Origin of the sequence: Pseudorhodobacter aquimaris, assembly GCF_001202025.1 — a bacterium.
Taxonomy (GTDB): domain Bacteria; phylum Pseudomonadota; class Alphaproteobacteria; order Rhodobacterales; family Rhodobacteraceae; genus Pseudorhodobacter; species Pseudorhodobacter aquimaris.
This window is the reverse complement of record NZ_LGHS01000066.1, coordinates 52606-71567: the sequence shown is the minus strand read 5'-3', so window position 1 is coordinate 71567 and position 18962 is coordinate 52606. Positions and strand designations below refer to the sequence as shown.

The following is an 18962-nucleotide window of genomic DNA, read 5'->3' as shown; positions in this document are numbered from 1 at the left end:
TTTTATGCCCTTTTCGCTGATGTTACACAAGTTTTACGCCCAGCCTGCACATAGGGCAACCGCATCACTCACGGTGATAGGGGCTTCCCGCCAATATAGAGGCCGCGCGGTACAATTGTTCCGCCAGCATCACCCTCACCAGCATATGTGGCCAGACCATCGCCCCAAAAGACAGCGAAAAATCAGCGCAATCGCGGAACGCGGGCGCAAGCCCATCGGCCCCGCCAATGCAAAAGGCCACGTCCTGCCGCCCCGCATCGCGCCATTTCGCAAGCTGGTCGGCAAATTCGGGGCTGGTCAGCGTGCGACCACGTTCATCCATTACAACCGTCAGCGCCCCCGAAGGCACGGCGCGCGACAAGAGCGCAGCCTCAGCCTCCATCCCGCCGCCCTTGCGGTCCTCGACCTCGGCCAGTGCAAAAGGGCCAAGCCCCAAGGCCCGGCCCGTCCGGTTAAAACGCGTTACATAGTCGTCGATCAATTCGCGCTCTGGCCCGGCACGCAGCCGGCCCACGGCACAAAGATGCACCCGCATCAATCAGCCTCGCGCGCATCCATGCCCATATGGCCACCTGACTGCCACATTTTCTCAAGGTCATAAAACTCACGCACTTCGGGGCGGAAAATATGAACGATAACATCGCCGGTATCGACCAGAACCCAATCGCCGGAATCCTTGCCTTCCATCTTGCACAGAATGCCGTAGTCTTGCTTGATCCGGTCGGCCAGTCGCTCGGAAATCGAGACGACCTGACGTGTGGACCGGCCAGAGCAGATGACCATATAATCCGCCATATCGGACCGGCCGCGCAGATCGATCTGTACGACATCCTCGGCCTTGTCATCTTCGACGCTGGCCAAGACTGTGGCCAAAAGCGTTTCGGGATCGGGATGGTTTTCAGTATTGGCCGCAGTTGTCATACGCGCGGCCCTTGGTCCGACCGGAAGCCCGGTCGCAGGATCAGAATGAGACAGGACATTGTCCTCCAGAATTTCACGCGCCGGACATAAGGCTTGATGCCAACACACCCCCGGCGCAGGGCGGCATACGCAGAATATCACCCTGCGGCGCAAATCTCAATCACAGGCAGTCGGCCTGTGCAAGGGAACAGTGCCTATTTGAGGCGCCGAAATCACAAGAACGCGGCGGATTGCTCCAAGGATGCACGAATCACTGCGGATCGGCGTGACTGCGGCGCGTGCGCGTTGTCAGCTCGGAGCCTTCCAGAACCCTCACCTCGCGCTGCGGGAAGGGGATGGAAATGCCATTGGCCTTGAACGCATCCCAAAGCGCCAGATAGACATTGCCGCGAATGTTGGTCAGCCCCGCCGTGGGGTCCGCAATCCAGAAGCGCAGGATGAAATCAACCGAGCTGTCGCCAAAGCCGACGATATGGCAGACTGGCTTGCGATCCTGCAGCACGCGGTCCACGCCCAGCGCCGCCTCAACCGCCAGTTTTCGCACGAGGTGCGGGTCGTCGTCATAGGCCGTGCCAAAAAACAGATCGAGCCGCACAAATCGGTTGCTATGCGACCAGTTAACCACCTGCCCGGTAATCAGATCCTCGTTCGGGATCAGATATTCCTTGCCGTCCCGCGTGACCACCGAAACATAGCGCGCGCCCAGCGCCTCTATCCACCCAAAGGTCGTGCCAAGGCTGATGACATCGCCGGGTTTGATTGACTTATCCAGCAGAATGATGATACCGGACACAAGGTTCGACACCACCTTTTGCAACCCAAACCCAAGGCCAACACCGATCGCACCGGACAGGACCGCAAGCCCCGTCAGATCAAACCCGACCGCCTTCAGCCCGATATAAAACGCGCCCCCGAACAGGAAAAGCTGTGTCGCCTTGATCGCCAGAACCTGCATCGAGGGGCTGATGTCGGCATTGCCCTTGATCCGGCCCGTAGCGCCGCGCGTCAACATCCGCGCGCCTGCCACCAAAAGGCCGGTAACAACCAACGCCTTTATCACCGTCAGCGCCGTCAGTCGGAAATCACCAAAGCTGACCGCAAGGCTGTCCAGAAAGGAAAGCACCTCGGCGTCAAAGCCAAGGATAACCGCAACCCCCCAGATCCCGGCGCCCCAAGTCACCACGCGCGACAAGAAACGGTTGCCGATCAGCTTGGCCGCAAAATTCACGAACAGCAACATGACGCCAATCGTACCCGCCACTTCCAGCAGCTGGATACGCGACGGCCATGTGACCTGTGACAACCCCCAGAACACCAGCCAGTTAAGCACCGTAAAGATCAAGAGCGTCAGGTTGCGGTCCAATGTAACCACAAGCCGCAATTGCCACTTTTGCAGCCCCTCATGCGCGCGCGCCCAAGCCGTCAAGCGGCGCGACAAGGGCACGCGCAGCAAGCGGGCAAACAGCAAGATCGCGACAATCCCCGCAACCTGATAAAGTCGGCGCGGCAACAAAAGCGATCGTAAAAATGTCTCTGCTTGCGCAAACAGGCCTTGGGTCGCGGTCACGATCTCTTGGTTCAGCGGGTCCATAAGCGGTTAAATGCTTTCCTCAGATTTATAGCTGGACAGCAAGCCTAACGAACCTAGACGGGTTTGCACATCCTATTCCTGATAATCTGGATACGCCGCCCCGACCGACACGGATCAAAGATACCTGTCGGGGTGAAAACTTCTGGACAGAATCGTATTTATCATGATCGTTATAATCATAAGGCTATTAAAAGCCGCGGCTCGACAGCAATGAATGACTTTCGACCAATAAAACAACAGGAGGATATATGACCAACAGACGCAATTTTCTGAGGTACACTGCCGCCTTGGGCGCAACCACGGCGCTTCCGGGCATCATCGGGCGCGCATATGCGGCGACCGGGGCGATGACCGTCGGCATTCCCGTTCCGATCTCGGGGGCTTTCGCCGCCAATGGCAAATTCGCCAGCATGGGCGCGATCATCGCCGCCGAAGAGGCCGCCGCAAATCTAGGTGTCGACGTCTCGACGCTGGATCTGGACACCGAAGGCAAACCCGCAACCGCTGTACGACGTGTTCAGGACGGGATCGCCCAGGACGGGGTCAAACTTTTTGCCGGTGGTATCCTGTCTTCGGAATCCCTTGCCATGGGCAAGGAAATCGAACGGGGTGGCGGGGTTTTCATGACCACTGCGGGCGCGGATGAGATCACTGGAAGCGATTGCAACTCCGCCACCTTCCGCTGGAGCGTGCCAACCTTTGGCGCGATTGAACAAACCCTGCGCCCGATCATAGACGCGATCCCCGACGCCAAGCGCTGGTACACCATCACGCCGCAATATGTGTTCGGTGAAGGCTTGTTGAATGCGACAACCAACCTGCTTGCGGAAAAAGGGTTGGAACATGTCGGTAACAGCTATCACTCGCTGACCGAAAAAGAGTTCAGCGGCTATATCACCAATGCAATCGCGGCCAAGCCCGATGTCTTGCTGCTGCTCAACTTCGGCTCGCAATCCTCGGATACCTTGCGGCAGGCGATCAGCTTTGGCCTGAAGGAACGGATGACGATCGTGATTGCATGGGCCTCGGGTCTGGAGCAATTCGAAGGGTTGGGCGCGGATGTTTGCGAGGGCGTCTATTTCGGTGCCCAATATTGGCACAACGTCGATGCACCGCTGAACAACGCGCTGCGCGCCAAGGTGCGGGAAAAATACGACATCAACCCGAATTACTCTCTGGCCGGGTCCTATATCTGCACCAAATTGCTGTTGGATGCGGCGGCCAAGGCAGGCACCACTGACGGTCCCGCCGTGGCCGCAGCCCTGAGCGGGATGGCCTATGACGGGCTGACAGGGCCCGAGACGATCCGCGCCGAGGACCATCAGGTGATGAAGGATTATTACCTGCTCAAGGGAAAAGCCAAAGCCGATATGCAGGATGCGGATGATTATGCCGAGGTGATCAGCGCCGGACAGTCCTTCCTCTCGCCGGCCGATTCAGGCTGTAAACTGGGCTGATGCCCCTTCGGGTGCCGCGCAATTGCGGTACCCGACCCTTATCCCGTCATAGGAGCGCAATCGGTGATCTACCTTTTTCAGGTGCTGAATGGCATCGGCCTTGGCATGTTGTATTTCCTGCTCGCCGTCGGGCTGAGCATTATCTTCGGCTTGCTGCAATTTGTTAACTTCGCACATGGGGCCTTTTATTTGCTGGGGGCCTATCTGACCTATGATCTGGTCGAACGGGATATCAGTTTCTGGGTGGCGATGCCTGCGGCGGCGGTGATTGTCGCCCTGGTCGCGGGGTTGACCGAGGCCTCGCTCTTGCGACGGATCTACAAGCTGCCCCATACGTTCCACATTCTGGTAACCGTTGGCCTTGCGCTGGTTATTCAGGAGTTTGTCATCGTGGTCTGGGGCCCTCTGGGCGGCAGCGTGGCCACGCCAAAATCCTTGGCCGGTGTGCTGATCATCGGGGATTTCATCTATCCCTATTACCGTATTTTCGCGATCTGCTTTACGGCGGTTCTGGCCTTTGTCCTCTATTGGGCGCTGGAGCGGACGCGGCTTGGCGCGATCGTGCGGGCCGGGTCGGAATCGACCGAGACGATGGCCCTTCTGGGTTATGACACGCTGCGCATCAACACTGCCGTCTTTGCCTTCGGGGCGGGGCTGGCAGGGCTTGCGGGCGCGCTGGCCGCCCCCATTCGCGGGGTGGAACCCTTCATGGGCGTTGAGGCGTTGAGCGTTGCCTTTGTCGTCGTCGTCATCGGCGGCATGGGCAGCTATGTCGGCGCATTGGCCGCCGGTCTGCTGGTCGGGGTTATCCAAAGCCTGATGGCCACCATCTGGCCCGAGGGCGCGCGGTTAATGATCTATGTCGCCATGGCCTTTGTCATTGTCACAATGCCTCGCGGCCTCTTCGGGAGGGTCTGAGCGATGTTGATCAACAAACCGTTTTTCCAGTTCGGCCTAGTGGTGCTGACCGTGCTTGCCCTGCCGTTTTTCCTGCGTTCGGGCATTATGGCCAGCGAGATTCTGATCTATGGCATGGTCGTTGCCGCCAGCAACCTGTTGCTGGGCTATACCGGGCTATTGTCCTTTGGACAGGGGATCTTTTTCGGCACAGGCAGTTATCTTGCCGGGATCGTGCTGACGCGGACAGGGGTTCCCGTGGGGCTGATGCTTCCGATGGCAGCGGTGCTTGGCACGGTCATCGCGACGCTGGTCGGCGGGCTTTCGATCCGCCGTCAGGGGGTGTATTTCGTGATGCTGACGCTGGCCTTTTCCCAGCTGTTCTACTTTCTCGCCTATACGTTCAGTGATCTGACGGGCGGCGACAACGGGCTGTTGGATGTGCCGCGGCCGATGCTGAACGGGGAACAGCTTGTCGATCCATGGTCCTATTACGCCTATGTCGGGGTCTGTTTCGTGCTGGTCTTTGCCGCGATGCTGCTGGTAACGCAGTCCACCTTTGGGCGCACCCTGATCGCCGTGCGCGAAAATGAAGAACGCGCCGCCGCCATCGGCTTTCCGGTACGGGTGTTCAAGATCGCGGCCTTTGCGATTTCCGGCGCTGTTACCGCCTTTGCGGGCGCGCTTCATGCGATGCTGATCGGCGTGGCGCCCCTCTCCTCAATCGAATATCACACCAGTGAAATCATTCTGGTGATGACCATCATCGGCGGCAGCTCCTCGCTCTACGCGTCTGTTCTGGGGGCGAGCTTTTACTTGCTGATGGCGGATACGCTCTCCTCAATCTGGCCGCGTTGGCTGTTGCTTTTGGGGCTGGTGCTGGTGGTCGTGGCCCTGTTCTTGCAAAAGGGTCTGTGGGGGCTGGTCGAAAAGATTTACGCCTTGCTGACCCACAACCGCATCCCCCCCGAGGTGGAGCCATCCGACCTTGGCACCGATACCACGGCAAAGGGAGAATGAGCGCATGACACAAACAGCTTCCACAACCGATGCGCTTGTCACCAAAGGGCTGGGCGTCAGTTACAACAAATTCGTCGCCTTGGCCGATGTAGATCTCAATATCCGCGAAAACAGTGTCCATTCGATCATCGGACCAAATGGCGCGGGCAAGACCACCTTGTTTCATGCCCTGACCGGGCGGGTGCGCCCCTCTAGCGGCAAAATCACGCTGGGCGGGCGCGACATTACCAACCTTTCGGATAACGAACGGGTACGGCGCGGCATTGCGCGGTCGTTTCAGGTCACCAGCCTGTTTCCCGATCTGTCGGTGCATGAAAACCTGCGTCTGGCCGCTCAGGGCCGCACCCCTTGGCAGGCCCTTGCGATGTGGCGGCGTGCCGAAAGCAACCATGAGGCCATGGCAACCGTCGATGAAATGCTGGCGCGGCTGTCCCTGACCCGCGTGGCTACACGCGCGGCCGGTGAACTGGCGCATGGCCAGCAACGCAGGCTGGAGGTGGGCATGGCCATGGCCGCCCGCCCCCGCGTGATCTTGATGGACGAACCCACCTCGGGCATGGGCATCGATGATATCGAAACCATGAAGGACCTGATCCAGGGGCTGGCAAGCGATCACACCGTTTTGTTCATCGAGCATAACATGGGCATCGTGATGAATATCAGCGACACCGTGACCGTGCTGCGTCTGGGGCGCAAACTGGTCGAGGGGCCGCCCGCCATGGTGCGTGACGACCCCGAAGTGAAAAAAGCCTATCTTGGCAATATGATAACCGGAGACATCGCATGAGCGAGGCGCTGCGCATCGAGGATATTCACAGCTATTACGGCAAAAGCCATATCATTCAGGGCGTTTCCCTGAAGGTAGAGGAAGGCGAGATTGTTACCCTGCTTGGGCGCAATGGCGCGGGCAAGACCTCTACCCTCAAAAGCATCAGCGGGCTGTTGCCCCCCAAACGCGGCCATGTCTGGATTTCGGGCGAGGAGACCACAGGCTGGCCCGCCTATCGCACCGCGCAAAACGGGCTGGCCCTGGTGCCTGAACACCGCGGCATCTTCGGGTTGCTGACCGTAGAGGAAAACCTGCGCATCTCGCAGCGGCGGGGCGCGCAATGGTCGCTGGCCGATATCTACCAGATCTTTCCGCGTCTACAGGAAAGGCGCAAGAACAGCGGCGGGCAATTGTCGGGCGGGGAACAGCAAATGCTGGCGATTGCGCGCGCCTTGCTGGGCGGCCCCAAGGTTTTGATGCTGGATGAGCCGGTTGAGGGGCTGGCCCCGATCATCGTTGAGGAAATCGTCGCACAGATCAAAAAGGTCCGTGACGCCGGTGTCTCTATTCTTTTGGTCGAACAGAACCTTGCGGTTTGCGCCGAACTGGCCGACCGACATTATATCATCGAACTGGGCAAGGTGGTACATCATGCCACATCGGCCGAATTCATCGCCGACCATACGGTGCGCGACCGCTATCTTGGCGTCGATGCCTGACGCCGGTCGCTGTAATTAGGAAATGAAAGGCCATCTGATGCGTATTCTCGCGGCAAGGCTCAACCATGAAACCAATACCTTTTCGCCGGTGCCCACGCCCCTTGCGTCCTTTGAGCCGAAATATGACGCCGATGCGCGCGCCTTTGGCACCGGATCGAACACGGCCTTTGGTGCCTTTGTCGATTATGCCACCAAACGCGGGGATGATCTGATCACCCCGCTGGCGGCAACGGCCAACCCCAGCGGCCCCTGCCCTGATGAGGTATTCGAGGCGCTGATCGCCCCGTTGCTGCGCGCGGTTGCGGGCGGTGTGGATGTGATCTTGCTGGACTTGCACGGCGCGATGGTCAGCCAGGGCCATGAGGATTGCGAGGGGGAGCTTCTGGCCCGTATCCGCGCGCTGGCCCCCGATGTGCCCTTGGGTGTGGCGCTGGATCTGCATGGCAATATCAGCGCGAAGATCGTTGAAAACTGTGATTGCATCGTCGGGTTCAAGACCTATCCGCATATCGATATGTATGCCACCGGCGCGCATGTGACCCGCATCATCGAGGCGATGCTCTCCGAGGGACTGCGCCCGCATATGGCGCTTTCACATCCGCCGATGCTGCCGCATACGTTGAAAATGAATACCGAAGTCGATTGCGCGATGACCGATCTGATCGAACAGGCCCGCACCGCCGAGGGCAAGAACGGCGTGCTGGCCGCCACGGTATTCGGCGGCTTTGGCCTGTCCGATATTGCCGATGCGGGGCTGTCGATCGTGACGGTCGCCACCACCCCCGATCAGGCCACCGGTCTCGCCGGTGAACTGGCCCGCTGCGCTTGGGATCGGCGCGAGGATTTCGTCTACGTCGAACAGCCCCTCGCCCAATCCCTGCTAGAGGCACGCAGTGCCGCCGATCAACCCGGAACCGGCCCGGTATTGTTGCTGGATCATGGCGATAACTGCATGTCGGGGGGCAGTTGCGACAATATGGATGTGCTGGCCACCGCACTGGCCGAGGGGATGGACGGGATCATCGCAGGCCCGATCTGTGACCCTGAACTGGTCGCAACCCTGACCCAAGCAGGCCCCGGCGCCACAGTAGATGTGACGCTTGGCAATAAGGCCATCGCCAAGGGCTTCATCGCGCCACAGCCTCCGCTGCCCCTGCGTGGCAAGGTTACAGCATGCAGCGACGGGCGCTATGTGGTGAGCGGCCCGATCTATACCGGACAGGCCTGTGACATGGGCCGTGCCGTGGTACTGCAAACGCCACAAGCGACCATCCTGATCACCGAGCGCCCGCATGAGCCGTGGGATCTGGGGGTGTTCACCTCGGCAGGGATTGACCCGCTGGCGGCACGTTACCTGATCCTGAAATCGCGGATGTATTGCCGTCCGGTCTTCTCGCCCCTGTCGCGCGCGGTGATCGAATGCGCCAGCGGCGGTATCACCAGCTCTGACTACAGCCTGTTTTCCTTTGAACGACTAAAAAGGCCGATCTACCCCTTGGACAGTATCACAGGATGGCCCGCGTGAGCCGTACCCCGACCACCTCCTCTGCGCCCAAGATGCGCAGGGTCAAACTCTCGGATCAGATCGCCGAGGATCTGCGGCGCTGGATTGTGCGGGAAAACCTTGGCCCCAAAGACCGGCTTCCGAATGAACGCGCGCTGCAAGACCACTACGGCTGCTCTCGCGGGACCATGCGCGAGGCGCTCAAGGCGCTTGAGGTGGAAGGGCTGCTGATCATGCATTCCGGCCCCAATGGCGGCCCCGAGGTGCAACAAACCTCGGCCGAGATCGCATCACGTCAATTGCGGCAATTCCTGCATTTTCAAAAGCTCGACTTCAAACATGTCTATGAGCTGCGCCGATCCATGGAAGTGGCGCTGGCGGTGAATGTGGTGCACCGGCTTACTGCGGCGCATCTGACGGCGCTAGAGGAAAACATCCGCCTGTGCGAAAACGCCAACAACGAACAAGAGCGCGAGCTGGCGCGGCAAGCCGAGGTCGAATTCCACGACATTCTGGCCGAGGCCAGCGACAATCCGATTTTGGTCTTCATTTGCCAATTCCTTAACGGGCTTATCCGCGATCTGGTGGATTACCGCGCCGGCAGCCTGCAAGAGCACGAAGCCTTTGGCGCACGCAATGTCGCCTATCACAAAGAGCTCCTCGCCGCCTTCAGGCGCCGCGACCGGGATGCCGTCGCCAAGGCGATGGACGAACATATGTGCTGCGCCGAGGCCTCTATGCAACAGCTGGACGCGGCGTTTTATTCAGACCTGCTAAGCCGCCGCTGATCCGGGGCGGCTTAGAACGGAAAGAAGATCGGGATCACCGCCACACTTGCCGCCCCCACGATCAGGTTCATCGGCACCCCGATGCGCAGAAAATCCGCAAAGCGGTAGTTGCCCGCGCCGTAAACCAACGTGTTGGTCTGATAGCCGATCGGCGTGGCAAAGCTGGCACTGGCACCAAACATCACCGCCACAACAAAGGGCCGCGGATCGACCCCTGCGGCCACGGCAAGGCTGATGGCGATGGGGGTGACGATAATGGCGACGGCATTGTTGCTGACGATCTCGGTCAGGATCGAGGTCATCAGATAGAAGGCCGCCAGCATCACGATGGGCGGCAACCCCTCGACAAAGGGGGCCATTCCGCCCACCACCAATGCAACCGCACCGGTTTCCTGCAACCCGAACCCAATGATCAGCATCGAGAAGATCAGCACCAATATCCCCCCGTCCAGAAAGCCCCAAGCCTCATCGCTGTCCATACAGCGGGTGATCAGCAAAATCGCCACGGCGATCAGGGACAGAATGGCGATATCCGCCACATTCAGCGCGGCCAGAACAATGACCATCAGCATCGCCAAAGCGGCAATCGGCGCATGGCTGCGCCGGTAGGGGCGGATCGTGGGGCGGCTGATCGGCACCACGTCGACCGACCGCTCCAGCCGCTCAAACCCTGCGCGGGGCCCTTCGACCAGCAAGACATCGGCAGGGCGCAGGGTGGCGGTTTCCAGATCGGGTCCGAATTTATGCCCCGGCCGGAACGCCCCCAAGACCTGCAAGCCGTAGCGGTGGCCCAGCGACAGGCTTGCCAAGCCCCCCTGACTGCGGCGGCGATTGGGCTTGATCATAACCTGTCCCAAGACCAGTTCCTCTTCGTCTTCTGCATCCTTTACCGGCGGCGCGCCGCGTATCGCACCCAAGGATAGTTTTGGCAGGCTCTTGAGGGTCAACAGCTCTGCCGCATCCACGCGCAAGATCACCTCATCCCCTGCGGCCAGCACATGATCGTGTGATGCATCGCGGCGTAAAACACCCTGATCACGCAGGGCGACGATCTGAACCCCCGCACGCTTAAAGGCCGCCACCGAACCAAGCACCGTGCCGATACCGTCAAAATCCTCTGCGATTTTCACCTCGGTCAGGTAAACCGTGTCATGTTCCGAAAGTGCGGTGCCGCCACTGTGCCGCTTGGGCAAAAGGAACGGACCAAGAAGGGCCAGGGCGCACAGCCCGACCACGACAACAACCAAACCGATCGGCGTTATCTCGAATATCGAAAAGGCATCAAGCCCGTCATTGCGGGCGACACCCGCCACAAGGATATTGGTCGAGGTGCCAACCAGCGTCAGCGTACCGCCCAAAATCGCCACATAAGACAGCGGGATCAGCACCCGCGTTTCCGCCATACCCAGCTTTTGCGCCAGTTTGATCACAATCGGGATCAGCACCAGGACAACGGGGGTATTATTGGCCATGCCGGAACTGATAATGATCGCCAGCACAAACCCCAGTCCGGCCCAAACCGGTGAGACCTCGGCCCAAGCCAGTATCCGCCCTGCCAGCGCATCCAAAAGCCCCGTGCGCACCAAAGCACCGGAAATGACAAACATCGCCGCAATCGTCAGCGGGGCCGGATTGGAAAAGGCCAAAAGGGCGGCGTCATGGCTGACCAGCCCCAAAATCAGAAACATGGCCGCCACGCCTGCCGCCGTGACCTCGGGCGGGTAACGTTCAAGGACGAACAGAACAAACAGACAGCCGATAAGGAAAAGCGCGACCAGAGGCGTGTATTCAACGGGGAGTGAGATCACTTTGAGGGGGTCCTTTTGGCGCGACACGGCTTTGTGCACAATGCTACGCAACAACGCTTTGCATGTAAAATGCGTTCCCTGATTGCCGCAAAGCCTGCATGACAATATCGTGCTGTGGATTGCGCGAGGTCACCTGTCCACAATACTTGCAAACTGGTTAAATTCCTACATTATGATGTGGTTTAAGTTGTCGATACCGCACCCCGCGTGACGACCCCTACTCTGGAGGATTTCAATGTATCGCCGTACAATTCTTGCCATGACGACCGCGTCCGTGTTCGCTTTGGGCTTTTCGACGGCCCATGCCGCAGATGTCGCCGAGGGCGATACGCTGGCTGAAAAACAGGTCTTTTCCTATCGGTTGCTGGATCAGTTCCCGACGCTTGATCCCCAGTTGAATGAAGAAACCGCGGGCAGCCATGTGTTGCGCCAGATCATGGAAGGGCTGATGACACAGGATGCCGATGGCAACCTGCGCCCCGGCGTGGCCACCGGGTTTGAGGCCAGCGAGGGCAACACCGTCTATACCTTCACCCTGCGCGACACCGCCAAGTGGAGCAATGGTGACCCCGTCGTCGCCCAGGATTTCGTCAACGCATGGCGCCGCGCCGCCGATCCGGCAACCGCCTCGCCCTATGCGTGGTATGTCGAATTGACCCAGATGAAAAACGCCGCCGAGATTGTCGCAGGCAAGATGGACCCAAGCGAGCTTGGCGTTGAAGCGGTGGATGATCACACCCTCAAGGTGACGCTGACCCAGCCCGTGCCCTATTTCCCGGCGATGACCTCTTATGCAACCCTGTCCCCGATCCACATGCCAACGGTTGAGGAATTCGGCAGCGACTGGACCGCGCCGGAAAACTATGTCGGCAACGGGGCCTATACGCTCAAGGAACTGGCGTTGAATGAATATTTCACGCTGGTCAAAAGCCCGACCTATTGGGACGCCGACAGCGTGATCATCGAAGAGGTCACCGGCCTTGTCATCAATGACGTTAATCAGGCGCTGACCCGCTACGAGTCCGGCGAATATGACATGCTGGAGCCGCTTCCGGCGGGCACCTATCCCCGCCTGAAAACCGAGCGCCCCGATGAGGCGAAATCGGTGCCGCGCTTGTGTTCCTATTATTATGCGATCAACCAGCGCCCCGATTCCCAACCCGAATTGCGCGATCCCCGCGTGCGTCAGGCGCTTAGCTATGCCGTCGACCGCAATGTGATCGTCGACCAGATTTTGCAAGGTGGAGAGCTGCCAGGCTATAACTTTGCCCATGCCGCTACGGCAGGCTTTGAGATGCCCGAGATCGAATATGCAGGCTGGACACAGGCCGAGCGTGACGCCAAAGCCAAGGAATTGATCGCAGAGGCAGGCGTTGAGGATCTGGAACTCAAGCTGATCTATAACACCGATGAGAACCACAAGAAGATCGCAACCGTTCTCAGCCAGATGTGGAAGCAGAAACTGGGCATCACCGTGACCCTGTCCAATATGGAGTGGTCCACCTATCTGGACGTGCGGCGCGGCGGTGATTTCGATCTGGCGCGGGTGGCATGGTGTGGCGATTATAACGAGGCCTCGACCTTCCTCGATATCCTGACCACCGATCAGGAGCAAAACGACGGGAAATGGTCCAATGCCGAATATGACAAGGTGATCGCAGCGTCGAAAACCTCTGACCATCCGGCAACGGAATATAAGGCCGCCGAGCAGATCCTGTCGGATGATATGGGCATCATTCCGGTCTACCATTATGCCAACACATTCTTGCTGGATCCGGCCATCAAAGGCTTCCCGATGAACAATGTGGAAAACAACTGGTATGTCAAAGATTTCTATCGCGTCGCTGACTGAATCCGCGATTTGACATGACCGGGGGCGGTGCGCCGCCCCCCTTTTCGTTTACGCAAGGGGGAACACCATGACCGCATTCATCCTCAAACGGCTGGCCATCGCTGTGCCGACGATTCTGCTGCTGATCGTGTTTTCCTTTTTGTTGATGGAGGCCGCCCCCGGCAGCCCCTTTGCCACCGAACGCGGTGTGCCCCCGGCTGTTCTGGCCAACCTGGAGGCGAAATACGGGCTCGACAAACCCCTGCTTCAGCGGATGGGGATCTATGTCTGGGATGTGGTCGCGCATTTCGATTTCGGCCCCAGCTTCAAGTTCAAGGACCGCACGGTCAACGACCTGATCGCGCAGGGCTTTCCGGTCACTTTGACCTACGGGTTCTGGTCCTTTTTGGTGGCCGTGGCTGTGGGCGGCAGTCTGGGCGTGATGGCGGCGGTATTTCACAATTCATGGCTGGACTATCTGGCCGTCGGCATCAGCATCGGCGCGCAGGTCTTGCCCAATTTCGTAATGGCGCCGATCTTGGTGCTGATCTTTACGCTTTGGCTTGGCTGGTTGCCCGGGGGCGGTTGGCGCGGCGGGCAGATTGAATATCTGATCCTGCCGGTGATTGCCCTTTCGACATCCTATATGGCCAGCATCGCGCGGATTACGCGGTCCTCGATGCTGGAGGTGCTGAACGCAGGGTTCATCCGCACCGCACGGGCCAAGGGCCTGCCGATGCACCGCGTTATCCTGCGTCACGCGCTTAAACCTGCGATGCTGCCGGTGATCTCATATCTGGGGCCGGCCTTTGTGGGGATGATCACGGGATCGGTGCTTATTGATGTGTTCTTTTCAACCGGCGGGATCGGGCAGTTCTTTGTCAACTCCGCATTGGCGCGGGATTATTCGGTGATCATGGGGATCACCATTCTGATCGGGGCGCTGACGGTTCTGTTCAACCTTTTGGTCGATGTGATCTATGCGTGGATCGACCCCAAGATCCGTTATTAAAGGGGGCAAACCAATGATCGCAGGACGCGCAACAGTCGAGGCCGCAGCCCGGATCGAACCCGTCAAGGGCCGATCCCTATGGGAAGACGCGCGGGTGCGGTTTTTTCACAATAAGGCTGCCGTGATCAGCATGGTGATACTGGTGCTGGTGGCGCTTTTCGCCAGCCTTGGCCAATTCGCAACCCCGTGGAGCAACGAAGAGATCGACTGGTCCATGCTCGGCTCTATCCCCGAGGTGGGCGGGCCGTCATGGGAAAACCGGCATTACTTCGGCGTCGACGAATCCGGTCGTGACCTTTATGCGCGGGTCGTGCAAGGCACGCGGATTTCCTTGATGGTGGGGATCGTGGGGGCGCTGATCTCGGTCGTGGTGGGCACGGCATGGGGGGCGGTTGCGGGTTATGTCGGCGGGCGCACGGATACGGTGATGATGCGGATCGTCGATCTGATGATGTCGATCCCCTATATGTTTGTGCTGATCCTGTTGCTGGTGGTGTTCGAGCGGTCGATCGTCATGCTGTTCATCGGCATCGGGATGATCTCATGGCTGGATATGGCGCGGATCGTGCGCGGCCAGACCCTGAGCATCAAGAACAAGGAATTCGTCGAGGCCGCCATCGCCACCGGCGTCAGCACCCCGCGCATCATCGCGCGCCATATCGTGCCAAACCTTTTGGGGGTGGTGATCGTCTATGCCACACTGCTGGTCCCACAGATGATCATCTTTGAATCCTTCATCAGCTTTCTGGGTCTTGGCGTGCAGGAGCCCAGCACCTCTTGGGGGGCGCTGATCAATATGGGTGCGGCGAACATGCGCAACGATACCCCTTGGATGCTGGGCTTTCCGCTGGCGTTCTTTGTGGTGTCGCTGTTTGCGTTTTTCTTCATTGGCGACGGGCTGCGTGATGCCCTCGATCCAAAGGACAGATAATGGCTTTGCTTGACGTAGAAAACCTTGCGGTAACCTTTCGCACCGCTGACGGCACGGTGAATGCCGTGAACGGGCTGTCGCTGTCCATTGAGGCGGGGGAAACCCTCGCTATCGTCGGCGAATCCGGTTCGGGCAAAAGCCAGACGGCCTTTGCGGTTATGGGGCTTCTGGCGCGTAACGGCTTGGCCAGCGGTTCGGTTCGTCTGGACGGGGATGAGCTGTTGGGCCTGTCGCAATCGGCGCTCAACAAGCTGCGGGCGCAGCAGATGGCGATGATCTTTCAGGACCCGATGACCTCGCTGAACCCCTACCTAAAGGTCGGTGACCAGATGGCCGAGGTTCTGACCCTGCATAAGGGCATGTCGAAACGTGACGCGCTCAAGGATTGTGTCGCCATGCTGGACGCGGTGCGCATCCCCGATGCGGCGGGTCGTTTGCGCATGTACCCGCATGAGTTTTCGGGCGGGATGCGCCAGCGGATCATGATCGCCATGGCGCTTTTGTGCCGCCCGCGTCTGTTGATCGCGGATGAGCCGACGACCGCGCTGGATGTCACCGTTCAGGCCCAGATCATGGAGCTTCTGGCCGAGGTCCGCCAAGAGTTCGGCACCGCGATGATCCTGATCACCCACGACCTTGGCATCGTTGCCGATACCTGCGAGCGCACGGTGGTAATGTATGGCGGGCGGGTGATGGAACAGGGGGCGACGACCGACCTTTTTGCCACCCCCTCGCACCCCTATACGCTGGGGCTTTTGCGGGCCGTGCCGCGGTTGGATATCGATCAGGATGAGCTGGCAACAATCCCCGGCGATCCCCCCGATATGTCGCGCCTGCCCAAAGGCTGCCCCTTTACCCCGCGCTGTGCCTTCCGGCTGGATCATTGCGGCGATGTGCAACCTGAACTGCTGGCCTACCGCGATGTGCGCCGTGCCTGCCATGCCGATCCGGAGGTGGTGAAATGACCCTGCTGCAAGTGCGTGATCTGGATGTAACCTTTGACGTGACCCCGCGCGGCGCTTGGCCCTGGACCAAACCGGGCAAGTTGCAGGCCGTCAGCAAGATGAGCTTTGACCTTGAGGCAGGGCAAACCATGGGAGTGGTCGGGGAATCCGGCTCGGGAAAATCAACGCTTGCCCGCGCGATCGTGGGCACCGTACCCACCACCGGCGGGCAGATCCTGTGGGAAGGCCGTGACCTGCGGCAAATGTCCCCGCGCGACCGGCGCACCCACCGGCGCGATGTGCAGATGGTGTTCCAAGACCCGCTTGCCGCCCTTAACCCGCGCATGACCGTGGGCGAGATCATCGCCGAACCCCTGACCACCCATCAGCCCGACATCAGCAAAAAGGACGCCCGCACCCGTGTCGGTGAGATGATGGAACGCGTGGGGCTGCTGCCCAACCTCCTCAACCGTTATCCGCATGAGTTTTCGGGCGGGCAGTGTCAGCGCATCGGCATCGCCCGCGCCCTGATCCTGAACCCCAAGCTGGTGATCTGTGATGAGCCGGTCAGCGCGCTGGATGTCTCGGTGCAGGCGCAGGTGGTGAACCTGCTCAAACAGTTGCAGCGCGAGATGAAGCTGTCGATGATCTTTATCGCCCATGATCTGAGCGTGGTGAAACATATCAGCGACCGCACCTTGGTGATGTATCTGGGCCGCCAGATGGAACAGGCCGAGGCCCGCCAGCTGGTTCGCGAACCCCGCCACCCCTACACACAGGCGCTGATTGCCTCGGTGCCGATCCCCGACCCTCTGCTTGAAGCCGCACGCAAACGCCCCGTGCTGGGCGGAGAGCTGCCCTCACCGCTGAGCCCGCCTTCGGGCTGTGCGTTTCGGACCCGTTGCCCCAAGGCACAGCCCGATTGCGCCGAGAGCCGTCCCTTGATGCAAGAGGCCGCGCCGGGGCATTTCGTTGCCTGCCCCTATCATGAGGTAATCTCCCCTCTCGCCACCACATAGCGCCCCAAGGCCCACGGTTGCCTGATCTGGCCTTGGGGGGGGGCTGAAACTGGTCTTGCGACACAACTTGAAAGATTTTTTTATCGATTTTTCTTGAAATTGTAACGATGCCGTGATTACGGCACTCAGCCGTCAGCAAATTATTAACCAACCGACAATTTCTGGTCGCAACAGGTGGTTTGCCGGTGGGGAAGGGCGCGGCCCTGATAGCAAAGGTATAAAAAATGAACAAAAACTTTTTAACTGCACTTGGTGCGGTTCTTGCAGTGAACGCCGGTTTGCAAATGCCGCGACTTTCGATCTGATCGTTAACTACCTGCCCGCAGGCGTCATCGTTGACAGTGACGGCGACGGAGATCCCTCAACCGGCGCGCAAAACGCGACAGAAGCTTTCTCGGCACGTCAAAAGCAGCTTTTCGGCGCGGCAGAGACATTCTGGGAAACCGTTTTGACCGGCTTCACCGGGTTGACCGATGCCGTCTACACGCTTGATGCCTGGATGACCTATGAAGATGGTTCCAGCGGATCGCTTGCTTTTGCCGGTCCCCTAGCCTTTGCGACGCAGTCTGGATTTGAGCGGGCTGTCGGCGGCTTCATGCAATTCGACGCAGCCGATTTTGGCGCTGATGCCGAATTCCCGCAGTCCGAGCAGCTTTTCCTCGACTCCGCTGTTCACGAAGTTGCACATGCGGTTGGCTTTGGCACGATGTTTGCCGACAACGATCTGACAGATGCTTCGGGCAACAACTACATCGGCGCAAATGCGCTGGCTGCATTCAATACGACGAACGGCACGTCGCTTTCGTCCATCCTGCTTGAAAATGGTGGCGGACATTGGAACGAATGCTGGATTGCCGGTTTGGACGGCGCGGCATGTTCGCCAGAAGACGGCTCCCCCATTTCGGGCCTTTATAATGATCCCGAACTGATGACACCTTATGCAGTGGATGACCCAGCGACTGTTTCGGCCGCGACCATCGCTGCGTTTCAGGATCTCGGGTATCTGACCATCGACCCCTTTACGGCTGTCTCCATCCCGCTGGCAGCCGATATCGGCACCACGCCAAGCCCGGTTCCATTGCCTGCAAGTGGCCTGTTGCTGCTGGGCGCACTCGGGTTTGTACCGGCCCTTCGCCGCAAGTCCAAACGTGCGTAATCGTAGCTAGGTTCGTTTCGTTTCAGGGGCGGTGCCATCGGGCATCGCCCCACTTTTTTCAGGAGGTATTGATGCGGTTTCTTTTGGTGATGTTGTTGGTATTACAGGGGCTTGCGACAAGCGCCCAAGCGCGGGATTTCGGCATGACACCTAACGCAATCGTGCTGACGTTCGATATGAGCAGCGGCCAGAAACCCCGCAAGGGCGAAGCGCCCATTTTGACCATTACATCGGATGGCACAATCACCGCACGCGGCCAGCGGCCGGGGGATCCCCCTGTGGTGTCGCATCTGGATGAAGCCGCCAAGGATACGCTTTTCAATGAACTGATTGATGAAAATGCGGCTTTGGCCATCTCCACCACGGCAATCGAGGCAGAGGTTTCCAACAGCGGGTTGCGCCTGCGCAATGTCCCGGATGCCCCCACCACAAGCCTTACGATCACATTGCCCGAAGGACAGACCCCGGTCACCCTGAAAGGCGTCTCTGCCATGGCAAGGCAACTGCCCGACGCCGCCGTTTTGCACCGGTTCTTCCGGGTTCAAACGCGCCTTCTGGATATTGCGGCGGGCTTGGCCAAACCCGCGCCATAGGC

Annotated in this window: 18 protein-coding genes; 14 read left to right on the top strand and 4 right to left on the bottom strand. The window is 59.4% G+C overall.

Annotation, left to right across the window (positions count from 1 at the left end; all coding sequences use genetic code 11):
* Positions 1 to 64: 64 nt before the first annotated feature.
* The 3 genes from rlmH to AKU94_RS11975 all read right to left on the bottom strand — a co-directional run bounded on the left by rlmH (position 65) and on the right by AKU94_RS11975 (position 2512).
* The gene (gene rlmH, locus AKU94_RS11985; protein ID WP_050527493.1) at positions 65 to 535 is read right to left on the bottom strand and encodes a 23S rRNA (pseudouridine(1915)-N(3))-methyltransferase RlmH; all 471 of its coding nucleotides are present in this window, start codon (positions 533 to 535) and stop codon (positions 65 to 67) included.
* Entirely contained in the window at positions 535 to 921 is a 387-nt protein-coding gene (gene rsfS, locus AKU94_RS11980) for a ribosome silencing factor (protein ID WP_050527492.1), read from the bottom strand. The genes rlmH and rsfS overlap by 1 nt, the downstream gene beginning before the upstream one ends.
* 250 nt (positions 922 to 1171) lie before the next feature.
* Complete coding sequence (locus AKU94_RS11975; protein ID WP_050527491.1) at positions 1172 to 2512, bottom strand: mechanosensitive ion channel family protein; 1341 nt, start codon at positions 2510 to 2512, stop codon at positions 1172 to 1174.
* Between the two features lie 248 nt (positions 2513 to 2760).
* Here AKU94_RS11975 and AKU94_RS11970 point away from each other — a divergent pair, with 248 nt between their 5' ends.
* From AKU94_RS11970 to AKU94_RS11940, 7 genes are all read left to right on the top strand, one after another.
* On the top strand, positions 2761 to 3969 hold the full coding sequence (locus tag AKU94_RS11970; protein ID WP_050527490.1) for an ABC transporter substrate-binding protein: 1209 nt from the start codon (positions 2761 to 2763) through the stop codon (positions 3967 to 3969).
* Between the two features lie 63 nt (positions 3970 to 4032).
* Complete coding sequence (locus AKU94_RS11965) at positions 4033 to 4887, top strand: branched-chain amino acid ABC transporter permease (RefSeq protein WP_083445048.1); 855 nt, start codon at positions 4033 to 4035, stop codon at positions 4885 to 4887.
* A gap of 3 nt (positions 4888 to 4890) precedes the next feature.
* Positions 4891 to 5886 carry a branched-chain amino acid ABC transporter permease gene (locus AKU94_RS11960; RefSeq protein ID WP_050527489.1) on the top strand — a complete coding sequence of 332 codons (996 nt, stop codon included), beginning with the start codon at positions 4891 to 4893 and terminating at the stop codon, positions 5884 to 5886.
* A gap of 4 nt (positions 5887 to 5890) precedes the next feature.
* The gene (locus AKU94_RS11955; protein ID WP_050527488.1) at positions 5891 to 6673 is read left to right on the top strand and encodes an ABC transporter ATP-binding protein; all 783 of its coding nucleotides are present in this window, start codon (positions 5891 to 5893) and stop codon (positions 6671 to 6673) included.
* Entirely contained in the window at positions 6670 to 7374 is a 705-nt protein-coding gene (locus tag AKU94_RS11950) for an ABC transporter ATP-binding protein (RefSeq protein WP_050527487.1), read from the top strand. Before AKU94_RS11955 ends, AKU94_RS11950 begins: the two co-directional genes overlap by 4 nt.
* A 37-nt stretch (positions 7375 to 7411) precedes the next feature.
* Positions 7412 to 8899: a M81 family metallopeptidase gene (locus AKU94_RS11945; protein ID WP_050527486.1), complete on the top strand. Its 1488-nt coding sequence runs from the start codon at positions 7412 to 7414 to the stop codon at positions 8897 to 8899.
* Positions 8896 to 9666 carry a FadR/GntR family transcriptional regulator gene (locus tag AKU94_RS11940; protein WP_232295758.1) on the top strand — a complete coding sequence of 257 codons (771 nt, stop codon included), beginning with the start codon at positions 8896 to 8898 and terminating at the stop codon, positions 9664 to 9666. Before AKU94_RS11945 ends, AKU94_RS11940 begins: the two co-directional genes overlap by 4 nt.
* Positions 9667 to 9677: 11 nt before the next feature.
* Here the strand turns inward: AKU94_RS11940 and AKU94_RS11935 are convergent, their stop codons facing one another.
* Positions 9678 to 11474, bottom strand: coding sequence for an SLC13 family permease (locus AKU94_RS11935; RefSeq protein WP_050527596.1), 1797 nt, complete (start codon positions 11472 to 11474; stop codon positions 9678 to 9680).
* 235 nt (positions 11475 to 11709) lie between these two features.
* On the opposite strand from AKU94_RS11935, the gene AKU94_RS11930 reads away from it, so the two are divergent.
* The 7 genes from AKU94_RS11930 (at position 11710) to AKU94_RS11900 (ending at position 18960) form a co-directional block, all read left to right on the top strand.
* On the top strand, positions 11710 to 13326 hold the full coding sequence (locus AKU94_RS11930; RefSeq protein WP_050527484.1) for a peptide ABC transporter substrate-binding protein: 1617 nt from the start codon (positions 11710 to 11712) through the stop codon (positions 13324 to 13326).
* Positions 13327 to 13393: 67 nt separating this feature from the next.
* Complete coding sequence (oppB, locus tag AKU94_RS11925; RefSeq protein WP_050527483.1) at positions 13394 to 14317, top strand: oligopeptide ABC transporter permease OppB; 924 nt, start codon at positions 13394 to 13396, stop codon at positions 14315 to 14317.
* A gap of 13 nt (positions 14318 to 14330) precedes the next feature.
* Positions 14331 to 15248, top strand: coding sequence for an ABC transporter permease subunit (locus tag AKU94_RS11920; protein WP_050527482.1), 918 nt, complete (start codon positions 14331 to 14333; stop codon positions 15246 to 15248).
* Positions 15248 to 16213 carry an oligopeptide/dipeptide ABC transporter ATP-binding protein gene (locus AKU94_RS11915; protein ID WP_050527481.1) on the top strand — a complete coding sequence of 322 codons (966 nt, stop codon included), beginning with the start codon at positions 15248 to 15250 and terminating at the stop codon, positions 16211 to 16213. The genes AKU94_RS11920 and AKU94_RS11915 overlap by 1 nt, the downstream gene beginning before the upstream one ends.
* Positions 16210 to 17211, top strand: a complete 1002-nt coding sequence (locus tag AKU94_RS11910) for an oligopeptide/dipeptide ABC transporter ATP-binding protein (protein ID WP_050527480.1) — start codon at positions 16210 to 16212, stop codon at positions 17209 to 17211. Before AKU94_RS11915 ends, AKU94_RS11910 begins: the two co-directional genes overlap by 4 nt.
* Before the next feature lie 448 nt (positions 17212 to 17659).
* Positions 17660 to 18367 (top strand): leishmanolysin-related zinc metalloendopeptidase, encoded by a 708-nt coding sequence (locus tag AKU94_RS11905; RefSeq protein ID WP_157056531.1) that lies wholly within the window; start codon positions 17660 to 17662, stop codon positions 18365 to 18367.
* 71 nt (positions 18368 to 18438) lie between these two features.
* Complete coding sequence (locus AKU94_RS11900; protein ID WP_050527478.1) at positions 18439 to 18960, top strand: hypothetical protein; 522 nt, start codon at positions 18439 to 18441, stop codon at positions 18958 to 18960.
* Positions 18961 to 18962 lie beyond the last annotated feature (2 nt).